The sequence below is a fragment of the Aestuariivita sp. genome, assembly GCF_021404545.1.
Taxonomy (GTDB): Bacteria; Pseudomonadota; Alphaproteobacteria; order Rhodobacterales; family Rhodobacteraceae; genus Aestuariivita.
Genome location: NZ_JAAWWD010000001.1, coordinates 115,588 through 135,410, shown reverse-complemented (window position 1 = coordinate 135,410; position 19,823 = coordinate 115,588). Strand labels below are relative to the sequence as shown.

General features: G+C 58.7%; 22 protein-coding genes. 14 read left to right on the top strand and 8 right to left on the bottom strand.

Annotated features, from left to right (window positions below):
* Positions 1 to 12: 12 nt before the first annotated feature.
* Positions 13 to 333, top strand: coding sequence for a thioredoxin (trxA, locus tag HEP69_RS00685; protein WP_290556586.1), 321 nt, complete (start codon positions 13 to 15; stop codon positions 331 to 333).
* 59 nt (positions 334 to 392) lie between these two features.
* Here trxA and HEP69_RS00680 read toward each other — a convergent pair whose 3' ends face one another.
* A complete protein-coding gene (locus HEP69_RS00680; protein WP_290556585.1) occupies positions 393 to 1,301 on the bottom strand; it encodes a hypothetical protein in 909 nt (302 codons plus the stop codon).
* Positions 1,302 to 1,395: 94 nt separating this feature from the next.
* On the opposite strand from HEP69_RS00680, the gene hslV reads away from it, so the two are divergent.
* From hslV to HEP69_RS00655, 5 genes are read left to right on the top strand one after another with little or no spacing between them, the layout of a single operon-like run.
* Positions 1,396 to 1,953, top strand: a complete 558-nt coding sequence (gene hslV, locus HEP69_RS00675; protein WP_290556584.1) for an ATP-dependent protease subunit HslV — start codon at positions 1,396 to 1,398, stop codon at positions 1,951 to 1,953.
* On the top strand, positions 1,950 to 3,014 hold the full coding sequence (locus tag HEP69_RS00670; protein ID WP_290556583.1) for a hypothetical protein: 1,065 nt from the start codon (positions 1,950 to 1,952) through the stop codon (positions 3,012 to 3,014). The genes hslV and HEP69_RS00670 overlap by 4 nt, the downstream gene beginning before the upstream one ends.
* A gap of 9 nt (positions 3,015 to 3,023) precedes the next feature.
* A complete protein-coding gene (gene hslU, locus HEP69_RS00665; protein ID WP_290556582.1) occupies positions 3,024 to 4,331 on the top strand; it encodes an ATP-dependent protease ATPase subunit HslU in 1,308 nt (435 codons plus the stop codon).
* 58 nt (positions 4,332 to 4,389) lie between these two features.
* Positions 4,390 to 5,493 carry an alpha/beta fold hydrolase gene (locus tag HEP69_RS00660; protein WP_290556581.1) on the top strand — a complete coding sequence of 368 codons (1,104 nt, stop codon included), beginning with the start codon at positions 4,390 to 4,392 and terminating at the stop codon, positions 5,491 to 5,493.
* Between the two features lie 22 nt (positions 5,494 to 5,515).
* Positions 5,516 to 6,748 carry an MFS transporter gene (locus HEP69_RS00655; RefSeq protein ID WP_290556580.1) on the top strand — a complete coding sequence of 411 codons (1,233 nt, stop codon included), beginning with the start codon at positions 5,516 to 5,518 and terminating at the stop codon, positions 6,746 to 6,748.
* Here the strand turns inward: HEP69_RS00655 and HEP69_RS00650 are convergent.
* From HEP69_RS00650 to HEP69_RS00640, 3 genes are read right to left on the bottom strand one after another with little or no spacing between them, the layout of a single operon-like run.
* Positions 6,745 to 7,341, bottom strand: coding sequence for a Smr/MutS family protein (locus HEP69_RS00650; protein ID WP_290556579.1), 597 nt, complete (start codon positions 7,339 to 7,341; stop codon positions 6,745 to 6,747). The genes HEP69_RS00655 and HEP69_RS00650 overlap by 4 nt on opposite strands.
* Positions 7,338 to 8,393 carry an MltA domain-containing protein gene (locus HEP69_RS00645; protein WP_290556578.1) on the bottom strand — a complete coding sequence of 352 codons (1,056 nt, stop codon included), beginning with the start codon at positions 8,391 to 8,393 and terminating at the stop codon, positions 7,338 to 7,340. The genes HEP69_RS00650 and HEP69_RS00645 overlap by 4 nt, the downstream gene beginning before the upstream one ends.
* Positions 8,390 to 9,046 carry a Tim44/TimA family putative adaptor protein gene (locus tag HEP69_RS00640; RefSeq protein WP_290556577.1) on the bottom strand — a complete coding sequence of 219 codons (657 nt, stop codon included), beginning with the start codon at positions 9,044 to 9,046 and terminating at the stop codon, positions 8,390 to 8,392. The genes HEP69_RS00645 and HEP69_RS00640 overlap by 4 nt, the downstream gene beginning before the upstream one ends.
* A gap of 109 nt (positions 9,047 to 9,155) precedes the next feature.
* On the opposite strand from HEP69_RS00640, the gene HEP69_RS00635 reads away from it, so the two are divergent.
* Entirely contained in the window at positions 9,156 to 9,638 is a 483-nt protein-coding gene (locus HEP69_RS00635) for an FxsA family protein (RefSeq protein WP_290556576.1), read from the top strand.
* A 56-nt stretch (positions 9,639 to 9,694) separates the two neighbouring features.
* Positions 9,695 to 10,231, top strand: a complete 537-nt coding sequence (gene secB / locus HEP69_RS00630) for a protein-export chaperone SecB (RefSeq protein ID WP_290556575.1) — start codon at positions 9,695 to 9,697, stop codon at positions 10,229 to 10,231.
* Positions 10,232 to 10,250: 19 nt separating this feature from the next.
* Here secB and dnaQ read toward each other — a convergent pair whose 3' ends face one another.
* The 4 genes from dnaQ to HEP69_RS00610 are packed head-to-tail and all read right to left on the bottom strand — an operon-like array spanning position 10,251 to position 12,949.
* The gene (gene dnaQ, locus HEP69_RS00625; protein ID WP_290556574.1) at positions 10,251 to 10,937 is read right to left on the bottom strand and encodes a DNA polymerase III subunit epsilon; all 687 of its coding nucleotides are present in this window, start codon (positions 10,935 to 10,937) and stop codon (positions 10,251 to 10,253) included.
* Positions 10,930 to 11,523 (bottom strand): dephospho-CoA kinase, encoded by a 594-nt coding sequence (gene coaE, locus HEP69_RS00620; protein ID WP_290556573.1) that lies wholly within the window; start codon positions 11,521 to 11,523, stop codon positions 10,930 to 10,932. Before coaE ends, dnaQ begins: the two co-directional genes overlap by 8 nt.
* Positions 11,520 to 12,353 carry a shikimate dehydrogenase gene (locus tag HEP69_RS00615; protein WP_290556572.1) on the bottom strand — a complete coding sequence of 278 codons (834 nt, stop codon included), beginning with the start codon at positions 12,351 to 12,353 and terminating at the stop codon, positions 11,520 to 11,522. Before HEP69_RS00615 ends, coaE begins: the two co-directional genes overlap by 4 nt.
* Positions 12,350 to 12,949, bottom strand: a complete 600-nt coding sequence (locus tag HEP69_RS00610; protein WP_290556571.1) for a Maf family nucleotide pyrophosphatase — start codon at positions 12,947 to 12,949, stop codon at positions 12,350 to 12,352. Before HEP69_RS00610 ends, HEP69_RS00615 begins: the two co-directional genes overlap by 4 nt.
* 410 nt (positions 12,950 to 13,359) lie before the next feature.
* On the opposite strand from HEP69_RS00610, the gene HEP69_RS00605 reads away from it, so the two are divergent.
* From HEP69_RS00605 to HEP69_RS00580, 6 genes are all read left to right on the top strand, one after another.
* Complete coding sequence (locus HEP69_RS00605) at positions 13,360 to 13,809, top strand: CopD family protein (protein ID WP_290556570.1); 450 nt, start codon at positions 13,360 to 13,362, stop codon at positions 13,807 to 13,809.
* Positions 13,810 to 13,940: 131 nt separating this feature from the next.
* Positions 13,941 to 15,212 carry a transcription termination factor Rho gene (gene rho / locus HEP69_RS00600; RefSeq protein ID WP_290556569.1) on the top strand — a complete coding sequence of 424 codons (1,272 nt, stop codon included), beginning with the start codon at positions 13,941 to 13,943 and terminating at the stop codon, positions 15,210 to 15,212.
* A gap of 30 nt (positions 15,213 to 15,242) precedes the next feature.
* Complete coding sequence (gene mnmE / locus HEP69_RS00595; protein ID WP_290556568.1) at positions 15,243 to 16,526, top strand: tRNA uridine-5-carboxymethylaminomethyl(34) synthesis GTPase MnmE; 1,284 nt, start codon at positions 15,243 to 15,245, stop codon at positions 16,524 to 16,526.
* Between the two features lie 12 nt (positions 16,527 to 16,538).
* Positions 16,539 to 18,401 (top strand): tRNA uridine-5-carboxymethylaminomethyl(34) synthesis enzyme MnmG, encoded by a 1,863-nt coding sequence (gene mnmG / locus HEP69_RS00590; RefSeq protein ID WP_290556567.1) that lies wholly within the window; start codon positions 16,539 to 16,541, stop codon positions 18,399 to 18,401.
* The gene (gene rsmG, locus HEP69_RS00585) at positions 18,398 to 19,009 is read left to right on the top strand and encodes a 16S rRNA (guanine(527)-N(7))-methyltransferase RsmG (RefSeq protein WP_290556566.1); all 612 of its coding nucleotides are present in this window, start codon (positions 18,398 to 18,400) and stop codon (positions 19,007 to 19,009) included. Before mnmG ends, rsmG begins: the two co-directional genes overlap by 4 nt.
* On the top strand, positions 19,002 to 19,811 hold the full coding sequence (locus HEP69_RS00580; RefSeq protein WP_290556565.1) for an AAA family ATPase: 810 nt from the start codon (positions 19,002 to 19,004) through the stop codon (positions 19,809 to 19,811). The genes rsmG and HEP69_RS00580 overlap by 8 nt, the downstream gene beginning before the upstream one ends.
* The last annotated feature ends 12 nt before the right edge of the window (positions 19,812 to 19,823 follow it).

The window sequence follows — 19,823 nt, the reverse complement described above, 5'->3', positions numbered from 1 at the left end:
AGGAGACGAGACATGGCGACCGTTGCTGTAACCGACGCTACATTCGAAGCCGAAGTGAAAAAATCCGATATCCCCGTCGTGGTGGATTTCTGGGCCGAATGGTGTGGCCCCTGTAAGCAGATCGGCCCCGCTCTTGAAGAGTTGTCGCAAGAATTGGCCGGGCATGTGAAAATCGTCAAAGTAAACGTCGACGAGAACCCGAATTCCCCCGCCCAGATGGGCGTGCGCGGCATTCCGGCGTTGTTCATCTTCAAGGATGGTGAGGTGATTTCCAACCGTGCCGGTGCAGCACCCAAAGCCGCGCTGATGGGTTGGATCCAGGAATCGATCTAAGCCGACGGGTCAGAGATCTTTGGGAAGGACGCCTCTTTCGGGGCGTCTTTTTTTCCGCTTCAAACAGGCCAGCCCAGGCAGCGAAACCGGGCGGCGATCTTCTCCTCCGCTTCGGGGCGACCCGCATTGATCGACTGATCCTGCCAGAACCAATGGACATATCGGGCGAAATCGGGCCTCTCGATCAGGACACGCGAAAACGCCTCTTCGGCGCCGATCTGGATCACATTCTGCGCGATATGGTGAAAGTCGATTTGGGCAAAGAGGATCGCGGGACGGTCAAAGAGAAACCCGTCAAATGCCACGCTTGAGTTTTGGGTGACCACATAGGCGCAGCGTCTCAGGTGATCGGCCGATGACCCGGTGGTATCCAGACGCAGCCGGGGATGCGCGCGCGCCAGGCGCTTGAACGCGTCAATTTCAGTCTGCTGGTAGGTTTCTCGGGGATGCAGGGTGGCAACAATCCACCGTCCGGTATCGTTGCGCAGGGTCGTCTCCAGCATGTGAAGCGGGCTCATGCTCTGAAACGAACGATGTTCGACCAAGCGTCCTTGCAGCGGAACGTAAACATAGCCATCCGAGGGCGCAGGCGCCTCATCCCCGCCATAGAGCCGCCTGCGCCACGCTGTCTGAAACCTTTGGGCGCGGGCTATGTCGACTTTATCGGGATCAAACGGAGTTCGAGCGACCTCCCAATCCCAGCGCTTTTCCGTCCGCTCAATCTGCCAAAATGGGTAGTGATAGACACGGCGAAAGGTCAGACCATGGCTGCCAATCGGCGGCTTCATATGCACCAGCGACAGGCCGTTGCCTAATCTCGGACGTGTCTTTTCCGGCAGAAACGCCAGATCAAACCCGGCCCGTTCCAAAACACGGTGCATCAAGGCGATAAAATTATGCTGACCTGCCTCGGCACGGCTGAGCAGGTTTCGATGCAGGTAGATACGAACACGACGCGGATAAAACATCGGCGACACGCTATGGCCGGAGCACAGCGCCCGCAACCCTTGTGCCGGATCAGTGCCACGTCCATATAAGGCGGCAATGCAAAGGAGGCCCCCGATGGTAGACCACGATTTCCCCGGTTGGCATGGCACCACGATCATTGGCGTCAAGAAAGGCGGCCAGGTGGTGATCGCGGGCGACGGTCAGGTGTCGCTGGGTCAGACCGTGATCAAGGGAACCGCGCGCAAGGTCCGGCGGCTGTCACCCGGCGGGTTCGATGTGGTCGCTGGCTTTGCCGGATCCACGGCGGATGCCTTTACCCTGCTGGAACGGCTGGAGGTCAAGCTGGAGGCAACCCCCGGTCAGCTGGCCCGCGCCAGTGTCGAGCTGGCCAAGGACTGGCGTACCGACAAATACCTGCAAAAGCTGGAAGCGATGCTGATCGTCTCAGATGGGGCCGAGCTGTTGGTGATCACCGGCGCGGGTGACGTTCTGGAACCCGAACATGACGTGACCGCCATCGGATCGGGCGGCAATTACGCGCTGGCCGCCGCGCGGGGCATGATGGAGGGCGAAAAGACCGCCGAGCAGATCGCCCGTGATGCCATGGCGATTGCCGCCGATATCTGTGTCTATACCAACGGAAATCTGACCGTGGAGACGATCACCAAATGATCGCCCGCGACGACCTGCGCGCCGCCGTGGCCGCCGGGATCCTGAGCGAGGCGCAGGCGGCATCGCTGGCAAGCCTTGCCGATGTGCGGCGCGGCGCACGAGAGAACTTGGCCCCCGGCGATGAGCCGTTCGAGCTGTTCAAAGGGTTCAACGAGATCTTTATCGTTGTCGGTCTGGTGATCCTTGCCATGGGCTGGTTTGCTGTGGGCAGCATCCTGATCCGGCCCGAGACGGGCGGGTTGATCCGTCAGGCCGTAATGCTGGCGCTGGCCGGTGCAGTTCTGATCTGGCTGTTGTCGGAATATTTCATCCGCCGCCGCCGCATGGTGGCGCCCGCTATCGCTCTCTCGGTCCTCTGGGCGTTGAACGCGCTGGGCGGGTTTGCCGCCGCCCTGTCGGAGCCGTTCATGATCGGGCAGGAGGATTACCAAAGCCTGCCCTTGCCTACCGCATTGGCGACATTGGCGATATGCGTCTATTGGCTGCGCTTTAGGGTACCGTTTGCGATGGCGATGATCGCGCTGGGGGCATTTGCCGTCGCGCTGATCTGGACAGCGGCCGGTGCCGGGACACCGGAAACGCCGATGGATATCTTCCTTTTGTCGGGGGATGGGCCCTTTGCTTGGGTGACGCTGGCCATCGGGATCGCCGTGTTTGCGGGCGCCATGATCTTTGACATGTCGGACCCGCACCGTGTGACCCGCCGGGCGGCGAACGGCTTTTGGCTGCATGTGATCGCAGCGCCCGCGTTGGTCAACACCGTCGCGCTGACCCTGTTCCAGCAGGACACCAACACCGGGTACGCCGTGTTGGCCGGGTTCTTGTTGTTCTTTGCCATCGTCGCCGTGATCATCGACCGCCGGTCCTTCCTGATCGCGGCTGTGGGCTATTGCGTCGCGCTCAGCTCGACCGTTTTTGACGGGGACGGGGCGGGATACGGCATCCTGATCCTTGGCCTCACGCTTGTTCTTTTAGGAGCCACCTGGGAACGGCTGCGCGCAGTGTTGCTGCGCGGGTTTGCACCCGTCCTGCCTCTGCATCGTCTTCCACCCTCTGCCTGAGGAGCCCTCATGACTGACCTGACCCCCCGCGAAATCGTGTCCGAGTTGGACCGGTTCATCATCGGACAATCGGATGCCAAACGCGCCGTCGCGGTGGCGCTGCGCAACCGGTGGCGTCGCAAACAGCTGGCCGACGATCTGCGGGATGAGGTGTACCCCAAAAACATCCTGATGATTGGCCCAACAGGTGTCGGCAAGACCGAGATCAGCCGCCGTCTGGCGAAACTGGCCCGCGCGCCCTTTATCAAGGTGGAGGCCACCAAATTCACCGAAGTGGGCTATGTCGGGCGGGATGTGGAACAGATTGTGCGGGATCTGGTGGATGCGGCCATCGCGATGACCCGGGATTACATGCGCGAGGAGGTCAAGGCCAAGGCTCATCATGCCGCCGAAGAGCGCGTAATCGCCGCCATTGCCGGAGAGGATGCGCGCGAAGCCACTCGTGAAATGTTCCGCAAGAAGCTGAGCGCGGGGGAGCTGGACGACACCATGATCGAGCTGGATGTGGCGGACACTTCTAACCCGATGCCGATGCTGGATATCCCCGGACAGCCCGGCGCAAACATGGGCATGATGAATATCGGCGATCTTTTCGGCAAGGCCTTCGGGCAACGTACAGTACGCAAGCGGCTGAGCGTCGCCGACAGTTATGACATCCTGATCGGGGAGGAGGCTGACAAGCTCCTGGATGACGAGGCTGTGACCCGAACGGCGCTGAGCGCGGTTGAGGAGAACGGGATCGTCTTTCTCGATGAGATCGACAAGGTTTGCGCGCGATCCGATGCGCGCGGTGGCGATGTCAGCCGCGAGGGGGTGCAACGCGATCTACTGCCCCTGATCGAGGGCACGAGCGTCAGCACCAAACACGGGCCGGTCAAGACCGACCATATCCTTTTTATCGCGTCGGGCGCCTTTCACATCGCCAAACCCTCCGATCTTTTGCCCGAGCTTCAGGGCCGGTTGCCGATCCGGGTCGAACTGCGGGCCCTGACCGAGGCGGATTTCGTGCGCATCCTCACCGAAACCGACAACGCGTTGACCTTGCAGTATTCGGCGCTGATGGGCACCGAAGAGGTCACCGTCACCTTTACCAAGGATGGCATTCAGGCGCTGGCCCATATCGCGGCAGAGGTAAACCAAAGCGTGGAAAACATCGGGGCGCGCAGACTCTATACGGTGATGGAACGGGTGTTTGAGGAGCTGTCCTTTACCGCACCGGACCGGGCGGGCGACGCGATCGAGGTTAACGCCGCCTTTGTCGAAGACAACCTGGGTGCGCTCGCCAGATCGGCCGATATCAGCCGCTATGTGCTCTAGCCCGAACCGGGAATGACAGCTAGGGTGCGGGCAGTCATTCCGATCAGGACTGTCCCTCTTGCGCCCGATTATCGTTTTCCTGCTTGTCTTTGCGGTGTCGGCCTGTGCCACGGTCGATCGTATGATCGCACCGGTCGTGCCACAGGCAGCCGAGGTGGCCCCGACCGAACGCGTCTTTTTCGGAACCACCCGCGCGCCGAATCCGGATGGCGCATTGGGATTTGGACGCACGTCTGATTTGCGCCTTGGCGTGACTGAGATTTCGGTGCCTCCCAATCGCATGCCTGGCCAGGTATCCAATGGTGGCGCCACGCCTGATCCATTGGTGGATTTTGTCATTGCTGAAGAGGTCGGTTTCCCATCCACCACCGCGTTTCAGCGCGCGTTGCGGGCCAATCCAGGGCGACGCATACTGCCCGAGCGCGAGGTGACTGTTTTTGTGCATGGCTTTAACAATTCGTTCTCGGATTCGCTCTTTCGGGCCGCACAGATCCAATACGATCTTGAGGTTCCCGGCGCGATGATCGTCTATTCCTGGCCCAGCCGCGGGCATGCGTTGGGATATGAGTATGACCGCGACAGCGTTCAATTTGCGCGCGACGGGCTCGAAGAGTTGCTGCGCAATGTGCATTCCTCACGCAGCGGTCAGATTGTGCTGGTGGCCCATTCGATGGGGGCGGAACTGGCGATGGAAACGCTGCGCCAGATCGAAAAACAGGAACCGGGCTGGACCGGGCGCAACCTGTCGGGGGTGATGCTCATCTCTCCCGATATCGACATTGATGTGTTTCGGTCCCAGATGTCTCAGATCCGGAACGTGCCGGACCCGTTCGTGATTTTCGCGTCACGCAGGGACCGGGCGTTGCGCCTGTCCGCTGGCCTGACGGGATTGCCGTCACGGCTGGGCAATCTGACGGATGTCGCGTTGGTCGCCGATCTGCCGGTCGCCGTGGTCGACGTTACAGCCTTTTCCGAAGGACCCGGGCTCAACCACTTCGTGCCGGCCTCGTCCCCAGCGCTGATCGCGATGTTCCAGCGATCCGAAAACCTGGATCGAGAATTCTTGCGCGGTCAGAGCGGAACGCCAGCCCCCTTTCTTGGTGCCGAACGGGTGATCGTTCAGAACGCGACCGAGATCGTCCTGAGACCATTCGCGCGCTAGCCATGCCAATCCGACAGACCATATGCGCCTCTCAGTCCCGGTAGGGCAAAGCTTTCTGGTCCGAAATGCAAAATGGCTCTCGGTCGGTGTCATTCTGACGTTCCTGTCCAGCTTTGGTCAGACATTCTTCATCTCGATCTTCGCCGGAGAGATTCGCACGACCTTTGGGCTGTCGCATGGGGCTTGGGGCAGCCTCTATTCCCTGGGCACCACCGCATCGGCCATTGCGATGATCTGGGCAGGCAGCCTGACGGACCTCTTTCGAGTGCGGCTCCTTGGACCGGTAGTTCTGGTGGGGCTGGCGCTGGCTTGCCTGTCGATGGCATTCGTGAACACGGTCTGGCTTTTGCCACTGGTGATCTTTGCGCTGCGCTTTACCGGGCAGGGGATGGTGAGCCACATCGCAGTCGTTGCGATGGCGCGCTGGTTCGTCGCCACGCGCGGTAAGGCGTTGTCGGTCGCTCTGCTGGGGTTTTCGCTGGGCGAAGCGCTGCTACCGATTGGGTTCGTCCTGCTTCTGGCCTTTGTCGACTGGCGGATCCTGTGGATGTTGGCGGCCGGGATTGCCTTGCTGGGCCTGCCGCTCTTGTCACTGCTGTTGCGGCAGGAACGTACACCGCGCGATATTGCGGCCGAAAACCCGTCATCAGGCATGGATGGGCGGCATTGGACCCGGGGTCAGGCGCTGCGCCATCCGCTCTTTTGGTTCATCATTCCAGCGCTTTTGGGACCGTCTGCCTTCAACACCGCGTTCTTCTTTCATCAGGTCCATTTTGCCCAGATCAAGGGCTGGGCCCATATCGAACTGGTCGCCTATTTCCCGCTTTATACGGCCATGTCGGTGGTGGCGATGCTGGCTTCGGGCTGGGCGCTGGATAGATGGGGCACAGCCCGGTTGATGCCAGTCTATCAGTTGCCCATGGTCCTGAGCTTTCTGGCGTTTTCCTGGGTAACGGACGCGACTCTGGCCTGGGTCGGTTTTCTGTTTCTGGCGATGAGCACGGGCGCGAATTCGACCATACCCAACGCATTCTGGGCCGAGTTCTACGGCACCCGCCACATCGGTTCGATCAAGGCGATGGCGGCAGCGGTCATGGTTCTGGGGTCTGCCATCGGACCGGGGCTGACCGGCGTACTGATTGATCTCGGCGTCGGGCTTGAGACACAGTTTATCGCGGTTTCGGTCTACTTTCTCTTTGCCTGCATGATGACGTGGTTCGGCATATCGCGGTCGCGTACGGCAGGAGCGGACTAGCGTTGCCGTCGGAGATAGACATAATATGCGCCCTCGCCACCGTGGCTGACATGCGCGGGGGTGATCTGCAAAACCGCCTGCTTCAACGGCGGGGTCGACAACCAACCCGGTACCTGGTGGCGCAACACGCCGCGGGGGCGGGGGATGGGTCCGGGCTCTTGAGACTGCTTGCCTTTCCCCGTAATCACCAGAACCAGCCGCCGTCCCGCCGCCTGGGAAGTCAGGATAAACCGTGTCAGCGCGGGATGTGCCCTGTCCAGTGTCATCCCGTGGAGGTCGATCCGCGCCTCGGGTTTAAGCTTACCGCGCTTCATCTTGGCAAACGATTTGCGGTCCATCTGCACTGGTGCGGTCGACAGGCTATCGCCCCGCGCCGGTCGCAAATCATGCCGTGTCGCTGTCTTGCCTGCCTTAACCCCGACAGTAAACGGGGCATCTATCGAAAAATCTTCCCTCAGCGCATCGTGTTTGCGATCGTCGGGCCGCGGGCTTGGCAATGACCGCGTCTTGCGTTCGGGATGCAATCGCTCGGTTCGGTCGGCCACCTGTTGCCACAGCGCGAGTTCATCCGGTCGCAACCGGCGTTTGCTCATGAGGCGCCCTCAGGCAACAGGGCATAGGCGCGTTGAATGGGCAGCAATGTCAGCATACGCCCCGGATCGCGCAGCCGCCCGGCTGCCTGTCCAGCCACATCTCCAGTGCCAAAGAAGATATCCGCGCGTTGCGCCCCTTTGATGGCCGACCCTGTGTCCTGCGCGATCATGAGCCGCCGCATGGGACCCTCGCCATCCTTTTCGATCCAGACCGGAGCGCCAAGAGGATGAAAAGCAGGATCCACGGCGATCGACCGCAATGCCGTAACCGACCGGTTCATCGCGCCAAGCGGACCGCGATCCGCAGGGACCTCACTCACCTCACGAAAAAAAACATAAGACGGGTTATGAAAGAGGAGGTCCTGCCCCTCGACCGGATTACGCCGAACCCAGTTCTGGATCACCTGAGCGCTGACCTGATGGGGCGCATAGACGCCACGGCGCACCAGCTCGACCCCGATTGAGCGGTAGGGATGGCCGTTCGCGCCGCCATACCCCACTCGCAAATAATCGCCGTTCGGCAACCGCACACGGCCAGACCCCTGAATTTGCAGGAAAAACAGTTCGACCGGGTCGTCGACCCAGGCAATCTCAAGCCCGCGATTATCCATCACCCCGCTGGTCAGGATCTCGCGCCGGGTCAGCCACGGATTTTGATCGCGCGCTTCGGGTGGCATTTTGTAGATCGGAAACCGATAGCGGGAGGTCGGATAGCGGGATCCTGTCAATTCGGGCTCAAAATAACCGGTGAACAGCGGATCTGCACCGTCCTCGACCAAGACTGGACGAAAGAAAAGCTCAAAGAACGCGCGCGCATTCTCGGGCCGCTCGGTATGGGCCAACGCGCAGAGCGAGGACCAATCAGGCTCATCTGGATCGTTGAAGTCGGTGCAGGTGTTCAAGAACACGGACAGTGCGGACCGGTGATCATCTTTGTCCCAACCGTCGAGCTGATCGAAGGACAGGATCCGATAGGTGGTTTCCGCCCGGGCAGCGTCAGCGGCGGCCATAACCGCCACTGCCATCAACGCCGCCCGAAGCGTCGCAATCATGCGTCCGTTGCAACAAGGCGCCAATTGGGGTCATCGGTGCCCATGGGACGGGCAAAGACCCAGGTATCCTTCTGGCGCTTGACCGCCTTTGGATCGCCTTCAACGATGTCACCCCCGCGATCACGCACGACCGAAGTCAGCTCGGCCACGAAACGCATGGTTATCTGTGCCTCGGCGGTATCTGGGTCAAACTCCACATTCTCGACGCGTACTTCCCGCACGCCGATAAACTCGGCCTCGATGGTCAGGCCCTGATCTTCACGCGCGGCCACGACATCGACAAAGGTGTCGAACACATCCTCGGCGATGAAGGGCTGAATGTCATCCAGTTCGCCACGCTCGAACCCCATCACGATCATTTCATAGGCGCCGCGTGACCCTTGCACAAATTCGCTGACCGAAAACGAAGGCTCGACCCGCTTCATCTCGGCCAGGGCCTCGGCCGCGGCGCTGCCTTCCTCGACATAGTCCGTGATATCGCGATCCGGTCCCCCTTCGATCACCTCGAAATCGGGACGGGACGGCGCGGATGAGGGGCGTGGGAGGGGCGGTTTTTCGAAACCTTCCCGCGTCCCAAGCACACTTTTCAGGCGCAAGATCAGAAAAACGGCGATACCGGCCAGCACAAGAAGCTGGATCAGGGGGGAATTCATTAAGAACCTCTTTTCAGGCAAGGGGCTTTGTAAGGGCGGTTGTTGGGCCTTATGTAGGGGTCGGGTAGGCATAAGTCTACTGCCCGCACCGAATGGAGTACGCAGGTTCATGTATCTTTTTCTAGCCTTCCTGCTGGTTCCTCTGATCGAGATCGGATTGTTTATCCAAATCGGAGGCGCCATCGGTCTTTGGCCGACCTTGGCAATCGTCGTTCTGACGGCCGTTCTGGGCACCTGGTTGGTGCGCGCCCAGGGGCTCTTGGCGCTTGGCCAATTGCGCAGTTCGTTTTCGGATCTGCGCGATCCAACGGAACCGCTGGCTCATGGCGCGATGATCCTGATCTCTGGCGCGTTGTTGCTGACACCTGGATTTTTCACCGATGCCATCGGTTTCCTGTTGCTGATGCCGCCCGTTCGGCTGGCCGTTTACCGGTATGTGCGGACCCGGGTCACGGTGCGCCATTTTGAAATGGGCCACCGCCCGCCACCCGCACGGGACGACATCATTGACGGAGATTTCGAGGAGGTGCGCGATCGCACCCCGCAAAACGGCCCGTCCGGCTGGACAAAAGGCGACCTTCCAAAGGATTGAGGCGCCCCCGGCAAGCTGCTAGAGAACGGCCAACCATAGATCCAAGGAGATTATCAATGGCCGAGACCGATAACGGCGCGGCGGGGGCCGCGGCCCCGCAACCTCAGCAGCAACAGCAAGCGGTTCAGATGAAGGTCCTGGGCCAGTTCATCCGTGATTTGTCGTTTGAAAACATTATGGCACAGAAGGGCATCTCGGGCGAGGTCCAGCCGGATGTGAATGTGCAGGTGAACCTGGATGCCAAGAAGCGCCAGCCCGACAATCAATACGAAGTGTCAGTCAAGCTCAATGTCAGTTCCAAGGCCAAAGCCGGCGGCGAGCAGTTGTTTCTGCTGGAGCTGGATTATACCGGCATTTTCCATATCGAAGGTGTGCCGGATGAGCAGATGCACCCCTTCCTGCTGATCGAATGCCCGCGCATGCTGTTTCCGTTTCTGCGCCGCATCGTCAGCGATGTGACCCGCGATGGCGGTTATCCGGCCCTGAACCTGGAAAACATTGATTTCATGCAGATTTACCGCGCCGAACTGGCCCGACGTCAAGCGGCCCAGGGCGATGCTGCACCGGATGCGGATGCTGGCGGCGATGCCTGATCAGTGACGGCGCGCGGGTTTACCTGCGCGCCCACAGGGCCGCATCTCCCAACTTGTCAACGAATGCCTGATGTGCGGCCTCTTCTTCCGGGGTAATCCGGGAGGGTAAGGGCGGCGTCCGAGGTGCAGGCCGCCAGTCCTGAAGGCTTTCTCCGGTCGAGGAGTGGTGATCGGTCGCCAAAGCGAAATCGGGTTGTCTGCCGCCGATCAGTTCCAGATACACCTCTGCCAAGATTTCGGAATCGAGGAGCGCCCCGTGCAATGTCCGGGCCGAGTTATCAATGGCGAACCGACGACACAGCGCATCCAAAGACGCAGGCGATCCGGGAAACCGTTTGCGCGCGATCAATAGCGTGTCGATCGCCTGATCGAAGGGCAGTTGCCGCAGTCCCATCCAACCCAGCTCGGCATTCAGGAACTTCATGTCGAACGCGGCATTGTGGATCACCAGTTTCGCATCTCCGACAAAGCTGAGGAACGCCTCTCCGATCTCGGCGAATTTGGGTTTGTCGCGCAGGAAATCATCGCCCAGACCGTGTATCTCGAACGCCTCTTGCGGCATGGCGCGTTCGGGATTGATATACTGGTGATAGGTCCGGCCCGTGGCCACATGGTTGTAAAGTTCGACCGCACCGATTTCGACAATCCGGTCCCCCGCTTCTGGATCGAACCCTGTCGTCTCGGTATCTAGGACAATCTCACGCATCGCCAAACCTGTCTGTCACATCTGCGATAACAGAATGAACCTGAGCGCGGGCGTGTTCAACCGTGTCGGTTATGATCACGTAATCCGCGCGTGCACGCTTTTCCGCATCCGGCATCTGTTTGGCCTTGATCTGTTCAAACTGATCTTCAGTCATCGTACCCCGCGCCAAGACCCGGGCCCGCTGAACATCCTCGGGCACAGAAACGACGACGGTCGCATCCACCCGAGCCTGGCCACCAGTCTCAAACAGCAAGGGAATGTCCAGAACTACGATATCAGCCGTGCTTTGCGCGATGAAAGCCGCGCGATCCTGCGCGACCAGCGGGTGCACAATCGCCTCGATACGAGGCAGCGCGCCAGGATCCTCTGTAATGATCGCCTTTAGTGCCTCGCGAGAGACCGTGCCATCCCGGATCGCGTCAGGAAAGGCCACCTGCATCGGTGAAACGGCGGCGCCCCCCGCGGCATAAAGACGATGCACTGCCGCATCGGCATCCCACAGATCGCAACCGGCTTCGGCAAACATTGCCGCCGTTGTGCTTTTGCCCATTCCGATAGAGCCTGTGAGGCCCAGCTTGATTGTCATTGCAAAGCCGCGGCACGGGTCGCGGCATCGACCGCGGGCCGGGTCCCAAACCACCGCTCAAAACACGGCACCGCCTGATGAAGCAACATGCCCAGCCCATCAATTGTGGTGCATCCGGCCTCCTCCGCTTCCCGCAGAAGGCGCGTTTGCAACGGTTGATACACCAGATCGGTCACGACCGTTCCTTTTTGCAGCCCATCCAGCGGCACACGCATCTCGGCCTTGCCGGTCATCCCCAGGGACGTCGTATTCACCACCAGCGCCGCATCTTCCAGGATGTTGCCCGCCTGAACCCAGTCGGCAACCTGAATGCGCTGGCCAAAATCGTCTTTCAGCTTTTCCGCGCGAACCCGTGTGCGATTTGTAAGGGTGATTTGTGGAACACCCGCATCTGCAAGGGCGGCCACAACGGCCCGTGCCGCGCCTCCCGCGCCCAGAACCACCGCCATACCGGCACCAGGTGTCCAGTCCGGTGCACCCTGACGCAAGCTTTCGATAAACCCGTACCCGTCGGTGTTGTCAGCCATGATCAAACCGTCGCGCCGAAAGATCAGCGTATTCGCCGCGCCGATCAAAGTCGCGCGATCAGTGATCTGATCCGCCAGGGCCATGACCTTTTCCTTGTATGGAATCGTGACATTGCAGCCCACGAACCCCATCGTTGGCATGATGCGGATCACCCGCTCCAGATCACCGGGTGTCACATCGATAGGGATGTAATGACCGCGAATACCATAGGAGTTCAGCCAGTAGCTGTGCAATTTCGGCGACCGGGAATGCGCGACCGGCGACCCAAGCACCGCCGCCAGCGGTATTCTGTCTTCACTCATCTCTCTAAAACCCCTCGCAGCGTCAGATAGGCCAGCATCTCCAGCATGGGCATACCCAAGACGTTAAAGTAATCGCCGTCAATCCGAGTGAACAGGCGAACGCCCTCTTCCTCCAGCTTGTATCCGCCGACCGCGTGGCGAATGCTCTCCCAATTGCGTGCAACATAGCCTTCGAGATAGGCGTCGGACGCATCGCGCATCCGCAGCCGCGCCTGTCCCACATGGCGCCAGACTGGCCGACGATCCTCATAGATCACGGCCGCGGAAAGCAGTGTGTGGCGTTCATTTCGCATGCGTTGAAGCTGATCCAGAGCATCGTCCGGGCTTTTAGGTTTTGACATCAGCCGTCCCTGAAAATCCAGAACCTGATCGCAGCCGATCACCAGAGCTTCGGGTGTCTTGTCGGCAATCTTGCGCGCCTTAGCCTCGGCCAGGGCATCGGCAATATCGCGTGGCGAGGCGTCCTCTGCCAGAAGGGACGCTTTGATCGCCTCCTCGTCAACGCGCGCGATATGGGTATCAAAGACCACCCCTGCATTGCGCAGAAGGGTGGCCCGTATCTTGGACCCCGAGGCCAGAACGAGAGGGATGGTCATGTGGATAAGCCCGTGGGTTTTGATGCGAACACAGTGGGCATGATCTGCCGGAAAACGCCAGACGAATGCAAGTCGGTGGTGAAGCGACGGATAACCGGGCCGATTCGCGACCTTCATCCAACTGGGGACGGGATAAATGGAAGACACAGGATATCAAGACAGGTCCCGGTCTATCCCCGACTTATCCACAGTCCTATGTTTGAATCGGAGTGTGTAAAGTATTGAAAATTATTAAATTTTTACTTCTTCATGAAGGCACTCCGCGCATCGCCTGGGTTTATACACGTCGAGGACAACCTCGGGAAAACCCGATGATCCACAGGATGCGACGATCCCTACATCATCATCATCTTTCCTTATTTCTTAATTTATTATTAAGAGGGGGCCAGAAACCCAAGGCGAGACGTTGAATGACCGACCTGCTGTCAGATCTCTATCCCTGGACCAAAGCGTTTCACATCATCTCGGTCATTGCATGGATGGCGGGGCTGTTTTACCTGCCGCGCCTGTTTGTCTATCATGTCGAACAGGGCGATACGATCAACGGGATCTCACCCCTCTTCGAAGTGATGGAACGCCGATTGCTGCGGGCAATCATGAACCCGGCAATGATCGCGACCTGGATCTTCGGTCTGGCGATGGTGTTCACGCCGGGGGTTGTCGATTGGGGGATGATCTGGCCCTGGACCAAAGGCGCAGCCGTACTGGGGATGACCTGGTTCCATCACTGGCTGGGCCTGAGGCGAAAAGATTTCATCGCCGGGCACAATTCAGTCACCGGTCGACAATACCGTATGATGAACGAAGTGCCGACCGTTCTGATGATCGTTATCGTGTTTTCCGTCATCCTGAAATTCTGACGGATTTGACTCCGCTGGCGATGGCGCCTATCTAGCGTGTAACAGGCCCGTCCGGGCTATGCGTTTTTCCACATGTCACACATCCTGCCTGGTACGTCGCGTACTGGGCCGTCTTGCAGGTATATTCCCCCATGACCACCGAAAGCCTGAACTTGGCCGATCTCAAAGCCAAGAGCCCCAAGGATCTCCTCTCCATGGCCGAGGAGCTGGAGATCGAGAACGCCTCGACCATGCGCAAGGGGGAGATGATGTTTCAGATCCTCCGCGAGCGCGCGGACGAGGGCTGGGAGGTCTCCGGCGACGGTGTGCTCGAAGTGCTCCAGGACGGGTTCGGCTTCCTGCGCTCACCCGAGGCGAACTACCTCCCGGGCCCGGACGATATCTATGTTTCACCCGATATGATTCGGCAGCATTCCTTGCGTACCGGTGACACCATCGAAGGCGTGATCAAAGCGCCCAACGATACCGAGCGGTATTTTGCGCTGACAAATGTCACGCGGATCAATTTCGAGGATCCTGAGAAGGCGCGGCACAAGATTGCCTTTGACAATCTTACACCGCTTTACCCGGATGAACGGCTGAAGATGGAGATTGAGGATCCGACGATCAAGGACAAGTCCGCGCGGGTGATCGACCTTGTCTCGCCTATCGGGAAAGGCCAGCGGTCGCTGATCGTGGCGCCGCCCCGGACGGGTAAGACGGTGATCTTGCAGAACATTGCCCGGTCCATCGAGGTGAACCATCCCGAATGCTATCTGATCGTGCTGCTGATCGACGAGCGCCCCGAAGAGGTGACCGACATGCAACGGTCCGTTAAGGGGGAGGTGATTTCCTCGACCTTCGATGAACCGGCGACACGTCACGTGGCTGTGTCGGAGATGGTGATAGAAAAGGCCAAGCGATTGGTCGAACATAAGCGAGATGTTGTTATCTTGCTCGATTCGATCACAAGACTTGGTAGAGCATTCAACACAGTTGTGCCATCGTCGGGTAAGGTTCTGACCGGTGGCGTGGATGCGAATGCGTTGCAACGGCCCAAACGGTTCTTCGGCGCTGCGCGTAACATCGAAGAGGGCGGGTCGCTGACCATTGTGGCGACGGCGCTGATCGATACCGGTAGCCGGATGGACGAGGTGATCTTTGAAGAGTTCAAGGGCACCGGCAACTCGGAACTGATTCTGGATCGCAAGATCGCGGACAAGCGTGTCTTCCCCGCCATCGACATCCTGAAATCCGGAACCCGGAAAGAGGATCTGCTGACCGACAAGGTCGATTTGCAGAAAACCTTTGTCCTGCGGCGGATCCTCAACCCGATGGGAACCACAGATGCCATCGAGTTCCTGCTGTCCAAGCTCAAGCAGACCAAAACCAACACGGAATTCTTCGATTCGATGAACACCTGACCAGGGCGCCCCGACGCGGGCGTGTGTTTGATGGATACGATTTTTGCACTGGCGACCGCTCAAGGCAAAGCCGGGGTTGCGGTAATTCGCATCTCGGGCCCTTTGGCGCATGATGCAGGCTGTGGTCTGGCGGGGTCTTTGCCCGATAGGTGTATGTCACGCACGCGCATTCTGCGGGATGCAAAAGGGGAGATCCTGGACCATGCGCTGGTTCTGAGGTTCGATGCACCTGCCAGTTTTACAGGCGAGGACGTCGTTGAGTTACAGTGCCACGGGAGTACCGCGATCGTTGCGGCAGTCCTTTCGGAACTTGGGGACCGGGCTGGCTTGCGGCTGGCTGAACCCGGAGAGTTCACGCGGCGCGCGTTGGAGAATGGGCGTTTGGATCTTTCGCAAGTCGAAGGGCTTGCCGACCTGATTGATGCAGAGACCGAGGCCCAAAGACGCCAGGCACAAAAGATGTTTTCCGGTGCGCTGGGCGATCTTGCGGAACGTTGGCGCAAGGATCTGATTCGGGCGGCCGCGTTGATCGAAGCCACAATTGATTTCGCGGACGAGGACGTTCCGACAGACGTCACCCCCGAAGTTTCCGCGCTTTTGTCCGGTGTGATGGCAGAGCTGAGTGCGCAGACGGATGGTCTGGCAATGGCGGAGAGGATTCGCAACGGGTTTGAGGTGGCTATCGTGGGCCCGCCAAATGTCGGAAAATCAACGCTGTTGAATTACCTTGCTGGTCGCGATGCTGCCATCACTTCGGAATTTGCGGGCACAACACGGGATGTTATCGAAGTTCGCATGGACCTTGGTGGGCTGCCGGTAACACTTTTGGATACTGCCGGGTTGCGTGAAACGGACGATTTTGTGGAAGGGATCGGGATTGATCGTGCCGTGCAGAGGGCAGAGATTGCAGATCTGCGTGTATTTCTGTCTGATGGTCGGGAACTGCTTCTCGAGCCTCGATCTGGCGATATCATCCTGCACCCGATGGCGGACAGACGCTGGGATAAGAGGGAGTCAATTTCGGGTAAGACGGGGGAAGGGGTCGCTGAGTTGGTGGCCCGGATTTCGCAACTCTTGCAGAGTCGGTCGCAATCGGCTGGCCTGGCAACACGCATGCGCCACAAAACCGCGATGGAGAGGGCTCTCGAAGCGTTGCGGTCGGGGCAGGAGACGCTGTCCCGCGGTTCGGCGCATTATGATATAGCAGCGGAAGAGATGCGAACCGCGATTCGAGCTCTTGAATCTCTTGTCGGTCGTATCGACGTAGAGAACTTGCTAGATGAGATATTCGCCAGTTTTTGCTTGGGTAAGTGAGGGGTGTTTCACGTGAAACATTTTGATGTCATTGTGATCGGCGGCGGACATGCGGGAGCAGAGGCTGCGCATGCCTCTGCGCGTATGGGCGCCCAAACCGCACTCATCACGTTGACGGGGGCAGGGATTGGGGTGATGTCCTGCAACCCAGCAATTGGCGGTCTTGGAAAGGGGCACCTGGTTCGTGAAATTGATGCGTTGGATGGGGTGATGGGCCGTGTCGCGGACCGTGCGGGTATTCAGTTTCGCCTGCTGAACCGTCGAAAGGGACCTGCCGTGCAAGGCCCACGTGCCCAGGCCGATCGAAAAATCTATCGGGACACCATGCTCGCAGAGACCGAGGCGCAACCGAATTTGACAATTCTCGAAGGCGAGGTCGTGGATTTCATCCTGCGAGGGGAAAATGTCACCGGTGTGGTGTTAGAGGATGGACTCCAAATCAACGCCGAGGCCGTTGTTTTGACCACAGGGACATTCTTGCGGGGCGTTATTCATATAGGCGACGTGGCACGTCCAGGCGGCCGCATGGGTGACAAACCTTCGGTCAAACTGGCTGAACGCATCGATTCCTTTGATTTGCCGCTCGGACGTCTGAAGACCGGGACTCCGCCCAGGTTAGATGGGCGCACAATCAAATGGGATGGGCTGGACATGCAGCCCGGAGATGACGATCCCACATTTTTTTCCTTTCTTTCGACGGCTGTTTCAGCCCGGCAGATTTCATGCGGCATCACGCATACGAACCCGCAAACCCATGAGATAATAGAAAAAAACCTCTTTCGGTCAGCAATGTATGGTGGTCATATAGACGGGATTGGACCGCGGTATTGCCCGTCCATTGAGGACAAGGTCGTGCGGTTCTCGGAGAAAACTTCGCATCAGATCTTTCTTGAGCCGGAAGGCGTCGACGATCACACGATCTATCCGAATGGGATTTCGACGTCCTTGCCCATGGAGGTGCAAGAGGCCTATGTACATTCGATTAAAGGCCTGGAGAAGGCTGTCATCCTCCAGCCCGGATATGCGATCGAGTATGACTATGTCGACCCGCGGGCGCTCACGCCGCAATTGGCGCTGAAGGATATCAAAGGTCTATATCTAGCGGGTCAAATCAATGGAACCACAGGATATGAGGAGGCCGCAGCTCAGGGTATGGTCGCAGGGCTCAATGCTGCGCTCGCTGTTCAAGGGCGTGAGTCGATCACATTTAGTCGCGCCAACAGCTATATCGGGGTGATGATCGACGATTTGACCACACGGGGCGTCACAGAACCCTATCGTATGTTTACCTCACGCGCGGAATTTCGTTTGTCCTTGCGGGCGGATAATGCGGATCAGCGGTTGACGCCGTTCGGTTTGGACTTGGGCTGCGTCGGGGAGAAGCGCGCATCTGTTTTCCGGACAAAGATGGAGCAGCTAGAGAAGGTCCAGCATCGCCTTTCCTCCATCACATATACGCCAAAACAGGTACAGGCGGCTGGGATCTCGATCAACCAGGATGGGACGCGCCGGACAGGAATGGCGGTTTTGGCATTCCCGGATGTCTGTTTTGAGGATCTTGTCCCGCTGGACCCAGAGTTGGACGGCTATGACCTGACGACGCGGCGGCAGATCGAACGGGACGCGCTTTATGCCAATTACATTGACCGGCAGAAGAAGGATGTCGAATCGCTGAAGAAAGACGAAGATCAGGCGATTCCGGCTGATCTTGACTATACGTCGATTGAGAGCCTTTCAAATGAACTGAAAATCAAGCTGTCCCGGGCGAGACCCGCAAACTTGCTGCAGGCTTCACGTATAGATGGGATGACGCCAGCAGCGCTGGCGCTGATCTTGGCACGGATCAAGCGCCATGCTCAAAAGAAATCCGCATGAACGCTGGGTCCGCCCTGACGAATGTTTCACGTGAAACAGAGGAACGTCTGAGAGCATTCGCTGACCTGGTCCTAAAGTGGACGCCCAAAATCAATCTCATATCGAAGAAATCACAGGACGATATCTGGGAGCGGCATATCGTTGATTCGATTCAGGTGGCGCGATGTTCGGATGCCTCCGGTCACTGGGTCGACCTGGGATCCGGAGGTGGCTTCCCCGGGGTGGTCGTTGCAATTATGGCCAAGGAGCAGCGGCCCGAGACTCGCTTTACCCTCATCGAAAGCGATCAGCGCAAATCTGCTTTCCTCCGTACTGCGATTCGCACGTTGGATCTTAACGCCTGCGTTCTCACCGATCGGATCGAAACCGTACCAGCACAAAGGGCGGATATCCTTTCTGCCCGTGCATTAACGGATTTGAATCGGCTTTTGGCTTACGCAGAGCGTCATTTGACTCCAGGCGGGGCGGCGTTGTTTCAAAAGGGAGCAAACTGGGAAAAAGAGGTGGAAGAGGCGCGCAAGTATTGGAATTTCAACTGCGAACCCATTAGAAGTCAGACGCAAGAGGCCGCCGCTATTTTGAAGATCGAAGGAGTGTCGCGTGACTGATCTTTCGCGCCCGACCGGACCCCGGATTATTGCCGTTGCAAACCAGAAAGGCGGGGTCGGGAAAACCACCACCGCCATCAACCTTGCGGCCGCCTTGGCGGAAATCGGACGGCGCGTTCTGGTCGTCGACCTCGATCCGCAGGGAAACGCGTCAACCGGCCTGGGAATCCAAGGAGCGCAGCGGGATCTGACAACCTATGATCTGCTGGTTGACGATGCGCCTCTGGCCGATGTGATTCAGACGACCGATGTCGAAAACCTGTCCATCATTCCGGCAACCGTCGATCTGAGTTCGGCGGATATTGAGCTGATTTCAAATGAAAAGCGCAGTTTTCTTCTACATGATGCGTTGCGCCAGACGGCGATGGATACATATGGGTTTGACTTTATCCTTATAGACTGTCCACCTTCGTTGAACCTTTTGACAGTGAATGCGATGGTTGCGGCCCACTCCGTCCTTGTGCCATTGCAAAGCGAGTTCTTTGCATTGGAAGGGTTGTCGCAGTTGATGCTCAGCGTGCGCGAAGTCAGACAGACCGCCAATCCGAACCTGCGTCTGGAGGGGGTGGTTTTGACGATGTTCGACCGGCGCAATAATCTATCGCAACAGGTCGAACAGGATGCGCGCGACAATCTGGGGGAGCTGGTGTTCCGAACCATGATTCCCCGCAACGTCCGGGTGAGCGAGGCACCGTCTTTTGCGATGCCGGTCTTGTCCTATGACCCACAATCGCAGGGCGCTCAGGCATACCGCGCACTGGCTCAGGAAATCATGGATAAACACGGTAGAAAAGCCGCCTAGGGGGAGAGCAAA

Excerpts from the sequence above, each read along its gene's own strand:
- trxA (WP_290556586.1), top strand. The coding sequence starts at position 13 with ATGGCGACCGTTGCTGTAACCGACGCTACATTCGAAGCCGAAGTGAAA.
- HEP69_RS00680 (WP_290556585.1), bottom strand. The coding sequence starts at position 1,301 with ATGTTTTATCCGCGTCGTGTTCGTATCTACCTGCATCGAAACCTGCTC.
- hslV (WP_290556584.1), top strand. The coding sequence starts at position 1,396 with ATGGTAGACCACGATTTCCCCGGTTGGCATGGCACCACGATCATTGGC.
- HEP69_RS00670 (WP_290556583.1), top strand. The coding sequence starts at position 1,950 with ATGATCGCCCGCGACGACCTGCGCGCCGCCGTGGCCGCCGGGATCCTG.
- hslU (WP_290556582.1), top strand. The coding sequence starts at position 3,024 with ATGACTGACCTGACCCCCCGCGAAATCGTGTCCGAGTTGGACCGGTTC.
- HEP69_RS00655 (WP_290556580.1), top strand. The coding sequence starts at position 5,516 with ATGCGCCTCTCAGTCCCGGTAGGGCAAAGCTTTCTGGTCCGAAATGCA.
- HEP69_RS00650 (WP_290556579.1), bottom strand. The coding sequence starts at position 7,341 with ATGAGCAAACGCCGGTTGCGACCGGATGAACTCGCGCTGTGGCAACAG.
- HEP69_RS00645 (WP_290556578.1), bottom strand. The coding sequence starts at position 8,393 with ATGATTGCGACGCTTCGGGCGGCGTTGATGGCAGTGGCGGTTATGGCC.
- HEP69_RS00640 (WP_290556577.1), bottom strand. The coding sequence starts at position 9,046 with ATGAATTCCCCCCTGATCCAGCTTCTTGTGCTGGCCGGTATCGCCGTT.
- HEP69_RS00635 (WP_290556576.1), top strand. The coding sequence starts at position 9,156 with ATGTATCTTTTTCTAGCCTTCCTGCTGGTTCCTCTGATCGAGATCGGA.
- secB (WP_290556575.1), top strand. The coding sequence starts at position 9,695 with ATGGCCGAGACCGATAACGGCGCGGCGGGGGCCGCGGCCCCGCAACCT.
- dnaQ (WP_290556574.1), bottom strand. The coding sequence starts at position 10,937 with ATGCGTGAGATTGTCCTAGATACCGAGACGACAGGGTTCGATCCAGAA.
- coaE (WP_290556573.1), bottom strand. The coding sequence starts at position 11,523 with ATGACAATCAAGCTGGGCCTCACAGGCTCTATCGGAATGGGCAAAAGC.
- HEP69_RS00615 (WP_290556572.1), bottom strand. The coding sequence starts at position 12,353 with ATGAGTGAAGACAGAATACCGCTGGCGGCGGTGCTTGGGTCGCCGGTC.
- HEP69_RS00610 (WP_290556571.1), bottom strand. The coding sequence starts at position 12,949 with ATGACCATCCCTCTCGTTCTGGCCTCGGGGTCCAAGATACGGGCCACC.
- HEP69_RS00605 (WP_290556570.1), top strand. The coding sequence starts at position 13,360 with ATGACCGACCTGCTGTCAGATCTCTATCCCTGGACCAAAGCGTTTCAC.
- rho (WP_290556569.1), top strand. The coding sequence starts at position 13,941 with ATGACCACCGAAAGCCTGAACTTGGCCGATCTCAAAGCCAAGAGCCCC.
- mnmE (WP_290556568.1), top strand. The coding sequence starts at position 15,243 with ATGGATACGATTTTTGCACTGGCGACCGCTCAAGGCAAAGCCGGGGTT.
- rsmG (WP_290556566.1), top strand. The coding sequence starts at position 18,398 with ATGAACGCTGGGTCCGCCCTGACGAATGTTTCACGTGAAACAGAGGAA.